Here is a 19,446-nt window from a genome sequence, read left to right as displayed (position 1 = left end):
GTGCCGGTCGCCGGAGGAGGTCGTCGACCTGATGAACACCGTGCCCAGGACGAACAGGGGCTGGCTCAGCGGGTGGCTGAGGAACGCCGGGAGGCTGTTCACCGCGTCGGACGTGCCGAAGGCGGTCAGGCGGTGGTCCAGGTACATGTAGAGGATGCCGCCGAGCACCGGGCCCCAGCGGGTGCCGGGGCCGCCGAGCACCACCATGACCAGCAGCGACAGGGTCAGCTCGCTCGACGTGACGTGCGGGCTGGCGCCGCCGACGATCAGGCAGTAGACCACCCCACCGGCCGCGGCCAGGCCACCGGACAGGGTGAACGCGACCAGCTTGAACCGGTACGGGTCCAGCCCGAGCACCCCGATCCGCCGCTCGTCGTCGCGCAGCCCGGCGAGCACCCGCCCGGTCGGGGAGCCGCTGACCCGGTGCACCACGAGGACCACCAGGGCCAGGTACGCCAGCGCCAGCCAGTAGAGGTTCACCGTGTTGGTGACCCCGACCAGGGCGGCCGGCAGCCCCGAGACGTCCAGCGGCAGCCCCTCCTCGCCACCGGTGAGCCCGCCGAAGTCCCGGGCCACCAGGATCGCCCCGACCTGGGCGAAGGCGAGCGTCACCATGGCGAACGCGATGCCGACGGTGCGCAGCGCGACCGCGCCGAGCAGCGCGGCGAGGATCGTCCCACCGGTGACGGTCAGCAGCGCGGCCTGCCAGAGCGGCAGCCCGGCGCGGGTGACCAGCACGTCGGTGCCGTAGACACCGGCGGCGAAGTAGAGGGCGTGCCCGAAGGAGAGCATGCCGGTCCGCCCGAAGAGCAGGTCGTAGCCGGCCGCCAGGCCGCCGAAGACCAGGCAGATGGCGAGCAGTTGCAGGGTGCCCGGCGAGTTCAGCGGCCCCTCGAAGATGCCCGGCAGGTTGACCGTGGAGTAGGGCAGGATCGCCGCCACCACCAGGGCGACCAGCGGCAGGTACGGGCGCAGGCCGTGCCAGCGGGCGTGGCCGGGGGTCAGCTCGTCGGGCACTGCCGCGGGCGGCGCCGGCACCTCGGGACTCTTGACCTCGGTCATGCGTGAGCCACCTTTCCGGCCAGGCCCTGCGGGCGCAGCAGCAGCACCACGGCGAGCAGGCCGACCACGCAGAGGTCACCCAGCCCGGACGTGCCGTAGTAGTTGACGAACTGTTGCAGCAGCCCCACCGCGACCGCCGCGTACGCGGACCCGACCACCGAGCCCATGCCGCCGATCACCACCACGATGAACGCGAAGATCAGCAGCGAGCCGCCCTGCCCGGGCGAGACGGTGCCGAAGTAGACCGAGCCGAGCGCGCCGGCCAGCGCGGCGGCCGCCCCGCCGATCGCGAAGACCAGGGTGAACGCCTTGCGCACGTCGATGCCGAGCGCGGTCACCATCTCCCGGTTCTCCACGCCGGCCCGGATGATCAGGCCGTACCGGGTGAACCGGAGGAAGGCGAGCAGCGCGCCGAGCACCACCGCGGCGGCGACGATCAGCAGGAGCCCGGCGTTCGGCACCTGGGCGCCGAGCACCGAGGTCACGTCCCGGGTCCAGGCGGGGCGCGGGAACGGCCGCGCGTCGGCGCCCCAGGTGGCCTGGAGCAGCGCCACCCCGGCCAGCGACAGGCCGACGGTGACCAGCACCTGCTCGATGGTGCGGGAGTAGAGCGGCCGGATCAGCACCAGCTCGACCAGCACCGCCACCCCGGCACCGGCGAGCACGCCGAAGGCGACCGCCACCACGAAGCCGAGGCCGTCCGACCCCGCCCCGGGCAGGTTGCCCGCCGCCCACCAGGTCGCGTACGCCCCGACGCCGAGGAACAGGCCGTGCGCGAAGTTGAGCACGTCGGCCAGGCCGAAGACCAGGGAGAGGCCGGAGGCGACCAGGAAGTAGAGCGCCGCCAGGCCCAGCCCGGTCAGGGTCAACAGGATCACCGCGCTCATGCCTTGACCTCCGCGCCCACGCCGAGCAGCGACTTGGTCAGCGCCGTCTCCAGCAGCAGGTCCTGCGCCCTGCCGGTCCAGGCGACCCGGCCGGCGGAGAGCACCACGGCGTCGCGCGCCAGCCGCCGCACCACGGCCAGGTTCTGCTCGACCAGCAGCACCGGCACGGATTCCGCGACCCGTTCCAGCACCTCGGCCACCTCGGTCACCACCTTCGGCGCCAACCCCTTGGTCGGCTCGTCGACCAGCAGCAGCCGGTTGTCGTTGAGCAGCACCCGGCCGATCGCGAGCATCTGCTGCTGCCCGCCGGAGAGCGAACCGGCCCGTTGCCGCCCGCGCCGGTCCAACTCGGGAAAGAGGGCGTAGACCTTGTCGTACGCCGGGGTGGTGCCCCGCCGCTCGGCCAGCCGCAGGTTCTCGGTGACGGTGAGCCCGGCGAAGACGCAGCGGTCCTCCGGCACGTAGCCGAGGCCGCCGCGGACCAGCCGGTGGGTGGGGCGGGCCAGCAGGCTCTGCGCGCCCATCCGGACGGTGCCCCGGACCTCGCCGTTGCGCGGGGTCAGCCCCACGACGGCGCGCAGCGTGGTCGTCTTGCCGACGCCGTTGCGGCCGAGCAGCACGGTCACCCCGGTCGGCGCGACCTCGAAGGACACCCCCTGGAGGATGTGCAGCCCGGCGATCCGCACGGACAGGTTCTCGACGCTCAGGACCGGTTCCGTCACTGTGCCGCCTCCGTTCGCGACTGCGGGGCTCGCAGACCCGGCTCACTCCTCGCGCTCACAGCGACTCCCCCAGGTACGCCTCCTGCACAGTGGCGTTGGCCATCACCGTGTCCGGGGTGTCGCAGGCCAGCAGCGCGCCGTGGTGCATCACGGCGATCCGGTCGGCCAGCTCCAGGATCACGTCCATGTGGTGCTCGACCATGAGCACCGACCGGCCGCTGTCCCCGGTCAGCGACTTGATCACGCTGACCAGTTCGGGCACGTCCTCGGCGCTCACCCCGGCCATCGGCTCGTCCAGCAGCATCACCCGGGGCTCCCCGGCGAGCAGCAGGGCGATCTCCAGCTTGCGCTTCTCGCCGTGGGCCAGGGTGCCCGCGAGGGCCGTACCCCGGTGGGCGAGGCCGACCCGGTCGAGCGCCGCGTCGGCGGCGGCGGCCACCTCCCGGTCGGCCGCCGCCCGCCGCCACAGCTTCATCGAGCCACCCCGGTGCGCCTGTACGGCGAGCCGGACGTTCTCCCGCACCGTCAGCGAGCCGAAGACCGAGGACGCCTGGAAGGTGCGGCCCAGCCCGAGGCGGGCCCGCCGGTGCGGAGGGAGTTCGGTGACGTCCTCCCCGTCCAGCAGGATCCGCCCCTCGGTGGGCCGGCGCAGGCCGGTGATCAGGTTGAACAGGGAGGTCTTGCCGGCGCCGTTCGGCCCGATCACGCCGAGGAACTCCCCGGGCGCGAGATCGAGATAGACGGAGTCGACGATGGCGACCTCACCGATCCGCCAGGTCAGACCGCGGGTGGCGAGCACTGGTCAGCCCTTCATCTGCGCGACCGGCGGCGCGCTCTCGTCACCGGTCAGGGTCTTCTGCGCGGCGGCCGTGAAGGCGGTGCCGCTGCCGGAGAGCTTCGCCTGGTACATCGGCTGGAGCAGCGCGTGGTCCTCGGCGCGGATGGTCATCTTGCCCTTGACGCCGTCGAACTGCCAGCCCTCCAGCGCCTTGATCATCTTGTCCACGTCGTCGCCACCCTCCTGCACGGCGCGGACGACCATCTGGGCGGCGGCGAAGCCGTCCGGGTGGAACAGGTCGAGCGTGCCGCCCGGGATCTTGGCCTTGGCGGCCTTGGCGGCCTCGGTGTCGCTGGCCCCGTCGAAGTAGTGCGACAGGAAGGAGATCTTGCTGCCGGCCGCCCCGAAGGTGGGCCAGGAGGCGCGGATGTCCAGGCCGGTGACGACCGTGGTGGAGGAGAGCACACCCTGCTGGTCGAGGGTCTGCCACATGGCCGGGGCGGTGGTGCCGGCCCAGGCGACGAAGAGCAGGTCCGGCTTGGCGGCCTTGATCTGGCTGGCGAACGGGGTGAACTCGGTCGCGCTGGCCGGGGCCCGGACGCTGCTCACGGACGCGCCGGCGCCGCCGATCACGGCCTTGACGGCGGCCTCGTTCGCGTCACCGAAGGCGCCGTCCTGGGCGAACACGACCACCTTCTTGCCGGCGGCGTCGCCGATGAACGACTTGGCGGTCACCACGTCCTGGTACGACTGCCGCCCGGAGCGGAAGGTGTACTTGTTCGCGCCGGTCACCGCGTCGGTGGCGGCCGGGCCGGAGATGAAGAGCACCTTGTTCTGCGCCGCGATCGGGGCGACCTGGAGGGCCACGCCGGACGAGGTCGACCCGGCGATGATCTTCGTGCCCTTGCCGATCAGGTCCTTGGCCGCGGAGACCGCCTTCGCCGGGTCGCCCGCGTCGTCGGCCTCGGTCAGCTCGATCTTCCGGTCGCCGACCTTGCCGGTGCCCTTCGTGGCGAAGTCGAGGCCGGCCTTGAAGCCCTCGATGTACTGCTTGCCGTAGCTGGCCAGCGGCCCGGACTGGGAATACACGAGGCCGACCTTGACCGGTGCGGCGTCGCCGCCGCCGGAGGCGGTGTCCTGCGGGCTGCCACAGGCCGTGGCCGCGAGCGCGGCCGCCATCACCGTGGCGGCGGAAAGGAACACCCGTCGCGTGTGCCGGATCGTCATTGCGACTCCAGGTGGGGACAGGGGGAAGTGTCAGTTGTCGGCTCACGCTAGAAGTGACGTCACGCACGGGCTATGTGGCCGAAACACACAAGTAACCAGGGTGGGGTGGCCCGACGTTACAACCACCCGGGACCGGTGGTTCGCCGCCCGGCACCCGGTGGCCGCCGGCACCACCGGGCGGGACGCCGCTGTGTCGCGTCCCGCCATCGATCCGGGACGCGCGGCGGCCCGGCGGAGTGTTCCGCCGGGCCGCCGCGATTCGGGTACGGGTCAGAGTTGGAGGCGTGCCTTGCGGCGCAGCCGGCTGAGCCCGATCAGGAGGCCGCCGGCCGCCAGCAGGCCGCCACCCAGGTAGGACGTCTGGGCCACGCTGTCGCCGGTGACGGGCAGCTCGGGCTTGCCGTCCTTGTCGTGCTTGTCGTCCTTGCGGTGGTCGTACCTGCCGTCCCGGATGCAGACCGTCACGGTGACCGGGTCGGAGACGACGGTCCGGTAGCCGTACCGGCCGGTGGCCCTGGCGGTGTTCTCCACCTTGCCGTTCTTGACGTCGCGCCAGTCCACCTCGTAGGGACGGACGGCGTGGCAGTCCGTGCTGGTGCCCGGCGCGAGCGTGGTGCTGTTGCAGGCCACGTACCCGGCGGTCGGGTCGTCGACCGAGACGTCGGTGATCTTCACGGTCCCGGTGTTGGCGACCCGGTAGGTGTAGAAGATCTTGTCGCCCTCGGCCGCGAAGCCGTCGTTCGCGCACCGCTCACGGCAGTCGGACTCGACCCGGGCCTTCTTGTCGATCGACAGACTGACCTGCGGGTCTCTCGGGTATCCCGGATCGTCGGGGTCCCCCGGGTCGCCCGGGTCGCCGGGGTCGCCCGGGTCGCCCGGGTCGCCCGGGTCCGAGTCGGAAGCGGCGCAGGTGTGGGCGAGCACGAAGTCCTCGGCCGTCCCGGAGATCCGCGCGGTGGCGCCGGTGAGCGTCCAGTCGGCCGGCAGCCGGATGAAGGCCCGGCTCACGCCCTCGAAGTCGACGATCTCGCTGTTCGGCGAACCGGGGATGGGCCGCGTGACGGTGCCGCCGGGCGTGCTGAACGTGGTCGACAGCGACTGGAAGACGCCGCTGGTCTCCGGCTCGCCGGACAGGTCGAACACCCAGGTTTCCTCGTCCGGGAAGGGCCCGCCGCCCGGATAGCAGTACTGGGGAGCGTCCGCCGCCGTCGTCGGCACGTCGTCCGGATCGATGCTGATCGTCTGGGCGGCCAGCGCCGGCGTGCCACCCAGCAGCAGGGCGCCGGTCAGCAACCCGAACGCGCCCAGGCGCACTCCGATGCTCGCTCGCCGGCTCGGCGCAGAGGTCCTTCTCATCTACATCCCCCGTGTCGTGGTTCCTTGACACGGGTCGAAACGACCACTAATAGGACATGTTACGCATAGAGGACGCGATTCCCTCGGTCGGTGGACGCCCCTCCGATTCTCATCGCCCGCGGGCGGCGGCGCACTCGCCGTCGTGGTCCGCCGGGAGCGGGCAGCGTCGGCCGCGGTCGAGCAACCGGTCGCACCACACCCAGTGGCGTACGCACTGCGCGTCCTCCGCCGACACGGTCGTGCCCAGCCGGTCGACATCGGCGAGGAAGCCGAGCGACCGGCAGATGACCCGGGCGAAGCGCCGCGCCCGGTCGAGGTCCGTCGCGAGCACCGGCAGGTGCACGACGAAGCGCTCCTTGTCCACGACACCCTCCCACCGGAACCTGTTGGGTCCGGCCCCGCGGTTTGCCGAACCAACCGGAGCCGGACACCGAGCAACTTACGCCACTAAGTGGCGTGAGTCTAGCTCTCCGTATCGGCGGGGCAACTTATTGCAGATGCTGGTGTAAGTCCGGCATGATCGGAGACGCCGAACCAACCGGAGTCCCACCATGCCCACAGCACAGCCCTCTTTCCGGCGCATTGTCGACGACATCGCGGGAAAGATCAGCCCCGGCGAACTGAAGCCGGGTGACAAGCTCCCGTCCACCAGCCAGCTGGCCGACATGTACGGGGTCAGCAACAACACGGCCTACCGTGCGCTGGTGATCCTGCACGACCGTAACCTGATCGTCGGACAGCAGGGCCGCGGCACCTATGTCGCCGAGCGCCCCGGGCGGTAACTCACGAGCCGCTACAGACCTGATGTCGTAAACGACTCACGCCCGCCGCGTGCCCTGAGTCGTTCCCGACATCAGCTCGAAAGGCACTCGCGAGGACACCGCCGGGTCCCGCCCGACCCATCCACGTCATCACGTTCGTAGCGGCCGACGAGCGCACGCCAGCTCGCCGACCAGGCCGTGTCCCGCGTACCCCGGGAAAGGCGCGTGGGGTGACCGGCCACGGCCGGTCACCCCAGATCGGGGAGGCGCCGCGCCGGGGCCCCGAGCCGCCCCGGCGCGGACGCCGGTCAGAGTCCCGCGCGCGCCGCCACGGCCGTGTCCGGGTGGTCGCTGAACGCGCCGTCCAGGCCCAGGCCGTAGAAGAGCTCGTACTCGGACGTGATGTCGCCGCGGGCGTTCGGGTCGGCGCCGATCCGGAAGTCGACCGGCAGGAACTGGTTCTCGGCGCGGAAGGTCCAGGCGTGCACCAGCAGCTTCACCCGGTGCGCGTCCCGGATCACCGACGTCGGCGCGAGCAGCTTGCCGGTGGCGTCCCGGGGCACGATCAGGTTCTTGTTGAGGCCGACGCCGTCGGCGTACGTCGCCACCCAGGCCAGACCGGCGGCGGTGGCCAGGTCGGCGTAGCCGCGCGGGTCGCCGGCGGCGGTGAGGTCGTAGGGGGCGCCGGCGGCGTCCATGAGCTGCACCAGCCGCACGTCGATCATCCGGTCGAGCTTGCGCAGGTTGGCCGTCTCGAAGCTCTGGACGAAGACCGGGTCGTCGCGGTGGGTCAGCTTGTTGGCCCGGAGCGCGGCGACGAGCGGCTCCTCCAGCGGCAGGCCGATCGAGGCGAAGTAGCTGGGGTGCTTGGTCTCCGGGTAGACCCCGATGGTCCGGCCCCGCGCCTTCGACTCGGTGCGGGCCAGGTCGATGACCTCCTGGAAGGTCGGCACCGGGAACTTCCCGTCGAAGGCGGTGTTGGCCACCCGCACCTGGGGCAGCCGCTCCTTGGCGCGCAGCGTCCTCAGCTCGGCCAGGGTGAAGTCCTCGGTGAACCAGCCGGTGACCTTGACCCCGTCGATGGTCTTCGTCGCCTTCCGGGCGGCGAACTCGGGGTGGGCTGCCACGTCGGTCGTACCGGAGATCTCGTTCTCGTGCCGGGCGACCAGCACGCCGTCCTTCGTCGAGACCAGGTCCGGCTCGATGAAGTCGGCGCCCTGCCGGATGGCCAGCCGGTAGGCCTCCAGGGTGTGCTCCGGACGGTAGCCGCTGGCGCCGCGGTGGCCGATCACGATGGGCCGCTGGACCGCGCGGGACCGCTCGGCGCGGGGCTCCGGGTCGGCCTGGGCGGCCACCGCCGGGGCCACCACGGCCGCCGCGAGCAGCGCGCCGGCCACGCCGAGGGCGGAAAGGGTACGTCGCAACGCCGTCTCCTGTCGTAGAGGGGTACGCACAGCAGACCGGGCCCGGTTGACCGGCAGTTGGTCGGTTCCTGACCTGCCGGTGAATCTCCGGACGGAAGATGACCTGGTGCGCCGCCTGCTCCGGAACCCCGTACGGCTGGTGCCGTTCGGGTTCCTGGCGGTGATCCTGCTCGGCACCGGCCTGCTGATGCTGCCCTGGGCCACCAGCGAGAGCCGCTACACCCCCTTCGTGACGGCGCTGTTCACCTCGACCTCGGCGGTCTCGGTCACCGGCCTCGCGATCAACGACACGCCGAACTACTGGAACGACTTCGGCCTGATCATGATCACCGTGCTGACCCAGCTCGGCGGCCTGGGCATCCTGACCGTCGCGGCGCTGGTCATCCTGGTGGTCTCCCGCCAGCTGGGCCTGCGCAACCGGCTGCTGGTGCAGGCCGAGACCGCCGAGTTCGGCCTCGGCGACGTCCGCTGGCTGCTGGTGCGGATCGTCGCGACGGTCTTCGCCACGGAGGCGGTGATGACCGCGGTGATCGCCGGCCGGCTCTGGCTGGTCTACGACTACGAGCCGGGGCGCGCGTTCTGGACCGCCGGCTTCCACGCGATCCAGGCGTTCAACAACGGCGGCTTCACCCTCTACTCGGACGGTCTGGTCGCCTTCTCCCGCGACCCGTGGGTCGCGCTGCCGCTGGGCTTCGGCGCCATCATCGGCGGCCTCGGGTTCCCGGCGCTGTTCGAGGCGGTCCGGGAGTGGCGCAAGCCGAGCCGCTGGGCGATCGCCACCAAGCTGACCATCTGGGGCAGCGTCGCGCTTATCGGGTTGGGCTTCGCGTTCCTGTTGCTCGCCGAGTGGACCAACCCGGCCACGATCGGCACCTACGACGCGGGCGGCAAGGTGCTGGCGTCGTTCACCCAGATCGCGCTGAGCCGCACCGGCGGCTTCGACGTGATCAACACCGACCGGCTCGCCGAGGAGAGCTATCCGCTGCTCATCGTGCTGATGTTCATCGGCGGCGGCAGCGCCAGCACCGCGGGCGGCATCAAGGTGTCCACGTTCTTCCTGCTCGCCTTCGTGATCTGGGCCGAGCTGCGCGGCGAGCCGGACGTGAACGTGGGTGGCCGGCGGGTCGCCACGGCCAGCCAGCGCCAGGCGATCACGGTGGCGCTGCTCAGCGTGGCGCTGGTCGTCGTCGGCACGATCCTGCTGATCCTGTTCACCGACAACCTGCGCAACTTCGTCGCGCTCTTCGAGGTGACCTCCGCGTTCAGCACCACGGGCCTCTCCACCGGCCTCGCCCCGGAGCTGTCGCAACCCGGCCAGTACGTGCTCATCGTGCTGATGTTCATCGGCCGGATCGGCCCGCTCACCCTCGGGTCCGCGATCGCGTTGAACACCCGGCGACACCTGTACCGCTACCCGGAGGAGCAACCCATTGTCGGCTAGGAGGACGGAGGACAGCAGCGTCGTCGTGATCGGCCTGGGCCGGTTCGGCGCCCGGCTCGCCGGCTCACTGCTGCAACTCGACCAGGACGTGCTCGCCATCGACCACGAGCAGGACCGGGTGCAGCGCTGGGCGTCCCGGCTGGACCGGGTGGTGCAGGCGGACACCACCGAGGAGAACGTGCTGCGCCAACTGGGCGTCGCGGACTTCCAGCGGGTGGTGGTGGCGATCGGCGCGTCGGTCGAGGCGAGCGTGCTCACCGTGATGGCCCTGACCGAGCTGGGCATCCCGCAGATCTGGGCGCGGGCCACCTCGGAGAAGCACGCCAAGATCCTGCACTCGGTGGGCGCGCACCACGTCATCTTCCCCGAGGCGGAGACCGGCGAACGGGTCGCACACCTGATCGTCAGCCGGATGCTCGACTTCATCGAGTTCGGCGACGACTTCGCCATCGCCAAGGTCCGGGTGCCCGCCTCGCTGGTCGGCCGGTCGCTGCGCGACCTGACCCCGACCGAGCGGTACGGGGTGATGGTGGTCGGCGCGAAGCTGTCCGGCGAGCCGTTCCGCTACGCCGGCCCGGACACCGTCCTCCAGCCGGACAGCGTGCTCATCGTGGAGGGACCGATCGGCCGGGTGCAGCAGTTCGCCGCGCTGGGCTGACCGTCACTTCTTCTTGCCCTTGTCGCCGTGCCCACCCCCCTTCGGCCGGTCTACCTGCCTTTTCCCTTGCCGCCCTCCTTGCCCTTGCCGTGGTTGTCGGGCTTGGCCTTGCCGGACGTGCCGCTCTTCACTGCGGACTTCGCCGGCGCCTTGGCGGGCGGCCTGGCGGGCGGCCTGGTGGTCGGCGGTGCGGTGGTCGGCGCCGAGCCGGCGACGCCGGACACCTGGACGCCGCACGTGGTTTCCCCGACCTTGAACTCGACCGGCAGCGGGTTGCCCCCGGTGTAGCTGCCGGTCAACGAGACCTTCTTCGAGGCGCCCGGTGCCAACGCGGCGTCGGCGGCCGGCGGTTGGAGCAGCACCGTCTTCCCCTGCTGGCGGACCGCCGGCTGGGCCGCGCTGACCGTCTGCCGGCCCGGGAACGTGAAGGTCATGGTCCAGTCGCGCAGCTCACGGGTGCCGGTGTTGGTGAGCGTCAGGTCCGCCGTGAAGTCCTTGCCCGAGTCGCGGCGCAGCACGTAGTCGACGGCGCACGGAGTCGGCTCGGGCAGCCCCATCCGGGCCTCGGTCGGCTCCACCCCGCCGCTGGCCGGGCTCTTCGAGGTCACTCCCCACAGGGTCGCGGTGACCGCGATCAGACCGGCGGCGGCCACCCCGGCCTCCACCTTGCGCCGGCGGGCCGCGGCCCGGCGGGTGCGGGTGCGGGCCGCCGAGAAGGGCAGCGCGTCGGTGGCCGTGGACCAGGGCAGGATCGTGGTGCCCGCGTTCTCCATGAGCGCCGGGTCGAACTGGCCGAGCGCCGGGGAGACCGGCACGATCGCCGCGATCCCCGCCGCCTCGGCGAGCGTACGGGCCACCTCGGCGGTGGGCGGGCGGTCCTCCGGGCGCTTGGCCAGGCAGCGCCGGACCAGCTCGGCCACCTCGTCGGGGAGGCCCACCACCGGTGGCATCGGATCCGGCTCGTTGTACATGTGGGCGCGGAGCATCTGGGTGGTGGTGCTGGCCTGCCACGGCAGCCGGCCGGTGAGCATCCGGTAGAGCAGCAGGCCGACCGCGTAGACGTCGGTGGCCGGCGAGACCTGGCCGTTGTCCAGCCGCTCCGGAGCCAGGTACGCGGGCGTGCCGAGCAGTGCCCCGTCCGGCCCCTTCTCGCTCTCCCCCACCAGCGCCGAGATGCCGAAGTCGACGACCTTCACCCCGGTGGAGGTGAGCATGACGTTGCCGGGGGTCACGTCCCGGTGCACCACGCCCCGGGCGTGCGCGGCGGCCAGCGCGGACGCCACCTCGGCGCCGATCGTCACCGCCTCCCGCCAGGGCAGCTGCCCGCCCCGGCCGAGCCGGCTGCTCAGCGGCCCGCCGTCGACAAGCTCCATCACCACGTACGGCACGGTGAGCCCGACCTGCACGGACTCGCCGTAGTCGTACACGTTGGTGATGTTGGGGTGGCAGAGCCGCGCGGCGGCCTGCGCCTCGATCCGGATCCGGTGCCGGAACGCCTTGTCACTCGCCAGCCGAGAGGCGAGCACCTTGATCGCCACCTGTCGGCCGAGCACCTCGTCGTAGCCGCGCCAGACGACCGACATGCCCCCCGCGCCGAGCTGCTCTACCAGCCGGTACCGCTCACCGAGCAGTTGCGCGCCGTTCCTGACCGCTGCACCCATGGTCGGTCCAGTTGCCCGAGGTTGGCCCCCGTACACCTGGTGGGTCGAAATCGGTCAGCGAAGTCACCCGTTCAGGCGGTCGCCAGCAGCTGGTCCACCGGCGCGTAGTCGTCGGTGAGCACCATGGCGTCCCCCACGAACGCGGCCACCTCCGCACCGTCCAGCAGCTTCGCCGGCTCCGGGAGCAGCCGCAGCCGCGCCGGGATCCCGGCCAGCGGCAGCGGCGCGTCCGAGGCCACGATCAGGAAGTTCGCACCGTGCTGCCCGGCGATCGCCCCGGGCGGGGCGATCAGCGCGACGTGGCGGAACTCGGCCGCGACGGTGGCCAGCTCGGCCCGGATGAACCGGCCCGGCGGGTAGTCGATGACGTTCTGCACGTAGATCCCGTCCGGGCGGAGCACCCGGCGGATGTCGGCGGCCATCTCCCGGGTGGCCAGGTGCCAGGGCACCACCAGGTGACCGAACGCGTCGCCCACGATGAAGTCGCGGCTGTCGGCGGGCTCGGCGCCCAGCAGCACCCGCGCGTCCCCCACCCGGGCGCGCAGCTGCGGCCCGGTGCGCACACCCAGCTCGCGCCGGTCCAGCTCGACCAGGCCGCCGTCGATCTCGAAGACCAGGTTGTCGCTGCCCGGCCGGGTCGCGGCCAGATAGCTCGGCATGGTGAAGCCGCCGCCACCCAGGTGCAGCGCGTCCATCCGCTGCTTCGCCGGCCGGGCCAGGTCCGCGACCAGGCCGATCCACTGGGTGTACGCGTACTTCAGGCGCGCCGGGTCGGCCAGGTCCACGTACGAGTGCTCGGCGGAGTTGAGGTAGAGCGTCCGGCCCTCGGTCCACTGCCCGTCCACCTCGACCCGGGCGCAGTGGTACGCGGTCTCCACGTCGCACGGGTTCGGGGCGACCGCGGACAGGCCGGCCCCGGCCAGGCCGAGCACCGCCAGGGCGGCCTTGGCCCGGGTGGGACCCGGCAGCGCCGTCCCCGATCCCCGGCGCAGGTACGCCGCGAGCACCAGCCCGGTCACCCCCAGCACGCCCGCCAGCCCCAGCACGATCACCGTGCTCGGCAGCGCCGCCACCAGCACGAAGCCGGTGACCAGGGTGGCGGTGATGCCGCCCAGCGTGCCGATGCCGGAGAGCCGGCCGACCACCTGCCCCGTCCGGCGCAGGTCGGCGAGCTGGAGCTTCACCACCAGCGGGGTGATCCCGGCCAGCAACGCCGCCGGCAGCAGCACCGCCAGCGCGGTCAGCAGCAGCACCGCGCTCACCGCGCCGCCGCGCAGCGCCTCACCGGCGTACCGGACCACCGGCAGGGTGACCGCGGTGGCGATGCCGGCCAGCACCAGGGCCGGGGCGAGCAGGGTGCGCGGGTCCCGCCGGTCGGCCAGCCACCCGCCCATCCACGCCCCGTACGCGATGGCGGCCAGCGCCATGCCGATCACCGAGCTGGTCACCTGGAGGGTCACCCCGACGTACGGGCCGACCAGGCGGAGCGAGACCGTCTCCAGCACCAGCACCGCACCGCTGGAGAGGAAGACCAGGAACGCGGCGAGCCCGTTCGGCAGGGCCCGGGGCGGGACCGGCGCGCTCGGCGCCGGCTCCGCGACGACGTCGGACGATGTGCTGCTCACCGTCGCGATGGTACGCAGCGTTCCCGGCGGAACGGGTCAATACATCGAGATGTGAACATGGTTTGTGTGGTCCGCGGCGGGACTGCCACCCCCGCTGTACGCCCGCCAGCCGGTGTTCGGCATCCAGATCTGCCGATACCAGATGACGTACATGATGCCCAGCCGGCTCGCGTTGTTCTTCGCCCAGCTGGCCAGGCTGTCCCCGTACGCCTTGTCGCCCCCGGTGGCCGTGACGTCCTCGAAGCCGCCGGCGGCGGCCGAAAAGTCGCAGGCCCGGCCCTTCGGATGCTCGCCGCCCCCACCGCTGCGGAAGCAGGAGGCGTAGCGCTTGTAGCCGGCCGCCTTGGCCTGTTCGAGCATGTGCAGGGTGCGCGGGGTGATGCAGCCGTCGGCCGGGGTCGGATCGTTCACCGAGCAGGACTCCGACGGCCACGAGCCGTCCGAGTTGCGCGGCGCCGGCTTGGCCGACGCCGAACCGCCGCTGAAGCCGGAGCCGGCACCGGAGCTGACCTTGGCGAGCGCCACCTCGGCGTCCCGCTTCTTCTTGGCCAGCACGGCGAGCTGCTTCTGCTGCTCCCGGACCTCGGTGTCGATGGCCACCTTGGCCTCGGCGGCCTGGGTCTTCGCCTCGGTGAGGTCGTGCAGGCGGCTGCTGTCCCGCTGGGCCATCATGTCCAGCTCGGCCGCCCGCTGGAGGAACGCGTCGGGGTCGGAGCTGCCCAGCAGCATCGACACCGGGGTCAGCCGCCCCAGCCGGTAGGACTGGGCGGCCACCTCGCCCACCTGCGCGGACAGCTCGACCAGGCGTACCTCGGTCTGCTTGAGCTGGTTGGCCAGCGCGACCTGCCGGCGCTTGGAGTTGTCGAGCCGGTTCTTGGCCTCGATGTGGCCCTTCGCCGCCGCCTCCAGGGCCGCCCGGAGCTGCTTGCTGCCGCCCTCGTTCGGGGCGTTCGGGGTGGGCGCGGCGGCGGCCGCACCGGCGGGGGCGAGCCCGGCGCCCAGCAGCAGGGCCGTCGCGGCGAGCAGGGTGAGCAACGACCGGCGGACCCGCCGGCGGGTGAGCCTGGTCCTGGGCACGTAAGGTCCTTCCGTCGACCGCCGGCCCCCCGAGTCGACCTTGCGCGGCGGCGGCTCCACCGGCGCCGAGCGGCGGCCTGCTGGCGGAGACCGCCGGTCACGATACCGGACCGCGCGCTCCGCGCCATGCCCCCGACCTCGGACGACGCGGATCGTCGACGCACCGTGCCGGGACCGTCGCGGACCGCTCGCTCACCCGCCCAGCAGGGCGGCCCGCACCTCGTCCCAGACCTTCTCGCTGGCCGCGACCAGCAGGCCCCGGCCCTCGTCGGCCGGGTGGTAGTCGGTGCCGTCGAAGCGGCGGGCCACCCCGCCCGCCTCCCGGACCAGCAGCGTGCCGGGGGCATGGTCCCAGGGCAGGGTGCGCCAGAACAGCACGAACTGCTGCGCGCCGGTGAGCACGTCCAGGTATTCCCGGCCGGCGCAGTGCTGGCCCGGCAGCAGCTCGCCGAGCCGCTCCCCGCCCGCCTCCACGCCGCGCCGGAAGTCCGGCGGCAGGAAGCGGGTCATCGCGGTGCCGCGCAGCGCCCCGATCTCGGGCTCCCGCCCGGCGGTGCGCACCGGCGTGCCGTCCAACCAGGTGCCGTCGCCCACCCGGCAGGTGGCCATCGTGCCGTCCAGCGGGTCGTAGACCCAGGAGGCGACCGGTGCCCCGTCGGTCAGCAGCGCCACCATCAGGGCGAACGGGCGCCGGCCGGCGGCGAAGTTGGAGGTGCCGTCCACCGGGTCGACCAGCCACACGTCACCGTCCCCGCGCAGGTGCCGCAGCAGGGCCGGGTCCTCGGCGACCGCCTCCTCACCGACCACCACGGAGCCGGGGCGCAGCCGCCGCAGCCCGGCGGAGATCAGCGCCTCGGCCTTCCGGTCCGCGACCGTGACCACCTCGCCGGGCGCCTTCTCGGAGATGTCGGCGTCGTCGAGGCGGCGGAACAGGGGCACCACGACGTCGGCCGCGGCCTCCCGCAGCAGCGCGCCGACCTCGTCCAGCAGCGGGTCAGCCACGCGGCGGCAGCTTGACCACGCTGACGAAGAACTCGTCGATCTGGCGGACCACCGAGATGAAGCGCTCGAAGTCCACCGGCTTGGTCACGTAGGCGTTGGCGTGCAGCTGGTAGCTGCGCAGGATGTCCTCGTCGGCCTGGGAGGTGGTGAGCACCACGACCGGGATCCGGCAGAGCTGCTCGTCCTTCTTGATCTCCTCCAGCACCTCCCGGCCGTCCCGGCGGGGCAGGTTGAGGTCGAGCAGGACCAGGTCCGGGGTGACCGCGTCCGCGTACTGGCCCTCGCGGCGCAGGTAGGCCAGCGCCTCGGCGCCGTCCGAGACGACCGTGAGGCGGTTGCGGAGCTTGTGCTCCTCGAACGCCTCCTGGGTCATCAGCACGTCACCCGGGTCGTCCTCGACGAGCAGGACCTCGATCGGGCTCTTGCCGTCCGCCGGCGCGGTCATCCCACCGTCTCCCTCATGCCACCCGTTGTACCGTCTCGGACCGCCCCGTCGGGCGGGTCTTCCCGTGGCGCGCCGTCCGGCTGCCGCGCCACGCTCGCCGCGGCGCCCTCGGCGCCGTCCCCGGTCGCCGTCGCGTCCCCGGTCGACTCCTCGTCCCCGGCCGACTCCTCGACCTCGGCCGGCACCGCCGCCCGCGCCGCCTCGACGTCCTCGGGCAGGGCGGGGAGGGTGAACCGGATCGTGGTGCCCTCCACGGTGTCGGTGTCCACCCAGACCCGGCCGCCGTGGTATTCGACGATCTTCTTGACGATGGCCAGCCCGATGCCGGTGCCCGGGTAGGCGTCCTTGGCGTGCAGCCGCTGGAAGATCACGAAGATCTTGTCGGCGAACTCCGGTTCGATCCCGATGCCGTTGTCCCGGCAGCTGATTTCCCACTCGTCGTCGACCAGCCGGGCGGAGACGTGCACCCTCGGCGGCACGTCGGGCCGGCGGAACTTGATCGAGTTGCTGACCAGGTTGGCCAGCAGGTTGGTCAGCAGCGGCTCCTCGCCGCGGATTACCGGCAGCCGGTCCCAGGTCAGCTCGGCGTCGGCGTACTGCCGGGCCGCCTCGGTCTGCCCGGCCACGTCGCCCATCACCTTGTTCAGGTCGACCTCGGTGAAGCCGGTGGTGAGCCGGCCGATCCGGGAGAACGCGAGCAGGTCGTTGATCAGCCGCTGCATCCGCTGCGCGCCGTCCACCGCGAACGCGATGTACTGGTCGGCCCGCTCGTCGAGCTGACCGGAGTAGCGCCGCTGGAGGAGCTGGCAGAAGCTGGCCACCTTGCGCAGCGGCTCCTGAAGGTCGTGCGAGGCGACGTACGCGAACTGCTCCAGGTCACGGTTGGACCGGGTGAGCTCCTCGGCCTGCTTCTGGAGCTGGCTGTTGACCCACTCGATGCGCTCCCGCGCCTCGCGTACCTCGTCCAGCTCCCGGGCGATCTTCTGCCGCATGAGGTCGATGTCGTCGGCGAGCACGCGGAACTCCGGCGGGCCGGACCCCTCGATGTGGTGCCGGTAGTCACCCGAGGCGACCTCGCGCACCTGGCCGACCAGGCCGGCCAGCGGCCGGATCAGCATCCGGTCCAGCGAGAGCAGCAGGACCGCGCCGGCCACCGCCACCACCAGGGCCGCGATGATCAGGAGCACCACCAGCACGTTGCTTGTCGCGTTGACCTTGTCGGCGGTCTCCTGCCGGACCTCCAGGATCTCGCCCTGGAGGGTGTCCACCGCGGCCCGGATGCCGTCGAACTGCTGCCGGGTCTGGTCGGTGATCAGCGCCTGGCCGGCGGTCGGGCCGCCGCGCTCGGTGGTGCTGATCACCGGCTCGGCGACGTCGACCCGCCACTGCGCCGCCCGCTGCTCGACGACACCCACCGCGCGCAGCACGTCCGGGTAGTCGACACCCAGCTTCCGCATCCGGGCGACGGTGTCCTGCTCCCGCCGCAGACCCTCCTGGTAGGGCGCCAGGTCCTTGCGGTCGGCGTTCACCGCGTAGCCCCGGACGGCCGTCTCCTGGTCGAGCAGGGCGCTCATCAGCTCCTGCGCCTGGACCCGCAACGGGCCGGTCTTGAGCAGCACCGCGTCGATGTTCTGCCGGTTCTTGGCGGCGAGGGTCGCCTCGGCCGCGGCCAGCCCGAGCAGCAGCACCAGCACCACGCCGAGCAGCGCGCCGACCCGCCGCCGCAGGGTCCACCCCTGCTGGTACGCCTTCACCGAGCAATCTCCGTTCGCGACCGCGGGGCTCGCAGCAGCGCGCTCACCGGCCACCGCCGCGGGTGAGCAGGAGCATGGCCACGTCGTCGGCGAGCGGGCCGCCGTTGAGCTGCTCGGCCCGGCCGACCAGCCAGGCGGGCAGCTCAGCCAGGGGCACGGCACGGTTGGCCGGGTCGGCGAGCAGGTCGGTCAGGCCGGGCACGTCCAGCCGGTCGTCACCGGTGCCCACCCGACCCTCGATGAGGCCGTCGGTGTACATCAGCAGGGACCAGTCATCGGTGTCGAACTCCAGGTCGAAGGCAACGGGCCGGCGTGGCCGTACGCCGAGCAGCAGACCGCCCCGGGCCGGCACCGGGGCGACCTTACCTGCGCTGAGCAGCAGCGGCGGCGGATGACCGGCGAGTCGCACGGTGGCCCGGTTGGCCGCCAGGTCGAGCCGGGTGGTGGCCACCGTGGCGAAGATCTCCTGGAGCCGGCGCTCGCTCATGAGCACCTGCTCCAGCGCGGGCAGCACCTCGTCGTCCGGCACCCCGGCCAGGACCAGGGCCCGCCAGGCGACCCGCAGCTCGACGCCGAGGGCGGCCTCGTCCACGCCGTGGCCGCAGACGTCGCCGACGATCAGGTCGATCCGGTCCGGCCGGGTCTGCACCACGTCGTAGAAGTCACCGCCGATCAGCGCGGCGTGCCGGCCGGGGCGGTAGAAGGTGTGCACCGACACCTGGTCGGTGGTCATCAGCGGCTGGGGCAGCAGGCCGCGCTCCAGGCGCGCCGACTCGGCCTGGCGCAGCTCCACCTCGCGCAGCCGGCGGGCGTTCACGTCGGCCCGCTTGCGCTCCACCGCATAGCGCAGCGCCCGGGTCAGCAGGACCCCGTCGACCTGTCCCTTGACCAGGTAGTCCTGCGCGCCCTCGGCGACCGCGACGATGCCCAGGTGCTCGTCGGAGCGGCCGGTGAGCACGCAGACCGCCGACCCGCTGGCCATCTCCAGCACCTGGCGCAGCCCGTCCAGGCCCTGCGCGTCGGGCAGGCCCAGGTCGAGCAGGACGCAGTCGACCCCCATCACCCGCTGCCGGGCCTCGCTGAGGCTGGTGGCGACCAGCAGGTCGATCATCGAGTTGGTCTCGGCGAGCAGCTCGCCGACCAGGAAGGCGTCGCCCTCGTCGTCCTCGACCAGCAGGACCCGCAGCCGCTCACCGGGCGGCACGCTGGCGTACTGCCCGAGCCCGGCCTGCGGCACGACGGGAGCGCCCGGCAGACCGGTCCCCCGGTGCGGCCGGGTCACCGCCGCGAGACGCGGGAGTTCGCTGGTGATGTCGGGCTCCTTCCGAGTGCCCCGCTGATCCTGTATCAGACAACGGTCGCACACAACACGAGCGGAGTCGGGGTGGGCAGACCCACCCAACGGAGAGCGGCACGGCCGACGCCCGATGTTACGCCGCGACCGGCGTCCGGCCCGGCGCACACCGGCCGGCGGGAGTGCCGCCGCAGGCCGCGGGGGTGCAGGATGAGGCCCAACCCCGAAGCACCCCGAGGAGTCACCGTGGGCGCCGCCCGGACGTGGTCGCG

Annotated in this window: 18 protein-coding genes; 3 read left to right on the top strand and 15 right to left on the bottom strand. The window is 72.4% G+C overall.

Going from position 1 to position 19,446, the window contains the following annotated elements; translation table 11 throughout:
* The 7 genes from ACW0Q9_RS17630 to ACW0Q9_RS17600 all read right to left on the bottom strand — a co-directional run.
* The coding region (locus ACW0Q9_RS17630) for a branched-chain amino acid ABC transporter permease (RefSeq protein WP_456182607.1) at window positions 1–1,062 on the bottom strand (1,062 nt) is incomplete at its 3' end.
* Window positions 1,059–1,949 (bottom strand): branched-chain amino acid ABC transporter permease, encoded by an 891-nt coding sequence (locus ACW0Q9_RS17625; RefSeq protein WP_456182605.1) that lies wholly within the window; start codon window positions 1,947–1,949, stop codon window positions 1,059–1,061. The genes ACW0Q9_RS17630 and ACW0Q9_RS17625, both read right to left, overlap by 4 nt.
* A complete protein-coding gene (locus ACW0Q9_RS17620) occupies window positions 1,946–2,671 on the bottom strand; it encodes an ABC transporter ATP-binding protein (protein WP_456182603.1) in 726 nt (241 codons plus the stop codon). Before ACW0Q9_RS17620 ends, ACW0Q9_RS17625 begins: the two co-directional genes overlap by 4 nt.
* A gap of 55 nt (window positions 2,672–2,726) precedes the next feature.
* Window positions 2,727–3,470 carry an ABC transporter ATP-binding protein gene (locus ACW0Q9_RS17615; RefSeq protein WP_456182601.1) on the bottom strand — a complete coding sequence of 248 codons (744 nt, stop codon included), beginning with the start codon at window positions 3,468–3,470 and terminating at the stop codon, window positions 2,727–2,729.
* A gap of 3 nt (window positions 3,471–3,473) precedes the next feature.
* Complete coding sequence (locus tag ACW0Q9_RS17610) at window positions 3,474–4,676, bottom strand: substrate-binding domain-containing protein (RefSeq protein ID WP_456182599.1); 1,203 nt, start codon at window positions 4,674–4,676, stop codon at window positions 3,474–3,476.
* A gap of 270 nt (window positions 4,677–4,946) precedes the next feature.
* Window positions 4,947–6,032: a DUF7507 domain-containing protein gene (locus ACW0Q9_RS17605; RefSeq protein WP_456182597.1), complete on the bottom strand. Its 1,086-nt coding sequence runs from the start codon at window positions 6,030–6,032 to the stop codon at window positions 4,947–4,949.
* Between the two features lie 109 nt (window positions 6,033–6,141).
* Entirely contained in the window at window positions 6,142–6,396 is a 255-nt protein-coding gene (locus ACW0Q9_RS17600; RefSeq protein WP_456182595.1) for a hypothetical protein, read from the bottom strand.
* Window positions 6,397–6,583: 187 nt separating this feature from the next.
* Here ACW0Q9_RS17600 and ACW0Q9_RS17595 point away from each other — a divergent pair, with 187 nt between their 5' ends.
* Entirely contained in the window at window positions 6,584–6,814 is a 231-nt protein-coding gene (locus ACW0Q9_RS17595) for a GntR family transcriptional regulator (protein ID WP_456182593.1), read from the top strand.
* Between the two features lie 287 nt (window positions 6,815–7,101).
* Here ACW0Q9_RS17595 and ACW0Q9_RS17590 read toward each other — a convergent pair whose 3' ends face one another.
* Window positions 7,102–8,217, bottom strand: coding sequence for a glycerophosphodiester phosphodiesterase (locus ACW0Q9_RS17590; RefSeq protein WP_456182591.1), 1,116 nt, complete (start codon window positions 8,215–8,217; stop codon window positions 7,102–7,104).
* Between the two features lie 106 nt (window positions 8,218–8,323).
* Between ACW0Q9_RS17590 and ACW0Q9_RS17585 the strand changes: the two genes are divergently transcribed.
* Together ACW0Q9_RS17585 and ACW0Q9_RS17580 are read left to right on the top strand one after the other, a co-directional pair.
* Window positions 8,324–9,658, top strand: coding sequence for a TrkH family potassium uptake protein (locus tag ACW0Q9_RS17585; RefSeq protein ID WP_456182589.1), 1,335 nt, complete (start codon window positions 8,324–8,326; stop codon window positions 9,656–9,658).
* Window positions 9,648–10,316, top strand: a complete 669-nt coding sequence (locus ACW0Q9_RS17580) for a potassium channel family protein (RefSeq protein ID WP_456182587.1) — start codon at window positions 9,648–9,650, stop codon at window positions 10,314–10,316. The genes ACW0Q9_RS17585 and ACW0Q9_RS17580 overlap by 11 nt, the downstream gene beginning before the upstream one ends.
* A 50-nt stretch (window positions 10,317–10,366) precedes the next feature.
* Here the strand turns inward: ACW0Q9_RS17580 and ACW0Q9_RS17575 are convergent, their stop codons facing one another.
* From ACW0Q9_RS17575 to ACW0Q9_RS17545, 7 genes are all read right to left on the bottom strand, one after another.
* A complete protein-coding gene (locus ACW0Q9_RS17575) occupies window positions 10,367–11,977 on the bottom strand; it encodes a protein kinase domain-containing protein (RefSeq protein WP_456182585.1) in 1,611 nt (536 codons plus the stop codon).
* A gap of 71 nt (window positions 11,978–12,048) precedes the next feature.
* Window positions 12,049–13,602: a fused MFS/spermidine synthase gene (locus ACW0Q9_RS17570; protein WP_456182583.1), complete on the bottom strand. Its 1,554-nt coding sequence runs from the start codon at window positions 13,600–13,602 to the stop codon at window positions 12,049–12,051.
* Between the two features lie 36 nt (window positions 13,603–13,638).
* Complete coding sequence (locus tag ACW0Q9_RS17565) at window positions 13,639–14,604, bottom strand: coiled-coil domain-containing protein (protein ID WP_456182609.1); 966 nt, start codon at window positions 14,602–14,604, stop codon at window positions 13,639–13,641.
* Between the two features lie 267 nt (window positions 14,605–14,871).
* On the bottom strand, window positions 14,872–15,681 hold the full coding sequence (locus tag ACW0Q9_RS17560) for an inositol monophosphatase family protein (protein ID WP_456182581.1): 810 nt from the start codon (window positions 15,679–15,681) through the stop codon (window positions 14,872–14,874).
* Window positions 15,674–16,126: a response regulator gene (locus ACW0Q9_RS17555; protein WP_091102297.1), complete on the bottom strand. Its 453-nt coding sequence runs from the start codon at window positions 16,124–16,126 to the stop codon at window positions 15,674–15,676. The genes ACW0Q9_RS17560 and ACW0Q9_RS17555 overlap by 8 nt, the downstream gene beginning before the upstream one ends.
* Window positions 16,123–17,880 (bottom strand): sensor histidine kinase, encoded by a 1,758-nt coding sequence (locus ACW0Q9_RS17550; RefSeq protein ID WP_456182578.1) that lies wholly within the window; start codon window positions 17,878–17,880, stop codon window positions 16,123–16,125. Before ACW0Q9_RS17550 ends, ACW0Q9_RS17555 begins: the two co-directional genes overlap by 4 nt.
* A gap of 43 nt (window positions 17,881–17,923) precedes the next feature.
* A complete protein-coding gene (locus ACW0Q9_RS17545) occupies window positions 17,924–19,117 on the bottom strand; it encodes a PP2C family protein-serine/threonine phosphatase (RefSeq protein WP_456182576.1) in 1,194 nt (397 codons plus the stop codon).
* Window positions 19,118–19,446: the final 329 nt, after the last annotated feature.

The sequence above is a fragment of the Micromonospora sp. I033 genome (assembly GCF_053890995.1).
This window is presented reverse-complemented; position numbering and strand designations above follow the sequence as displayed.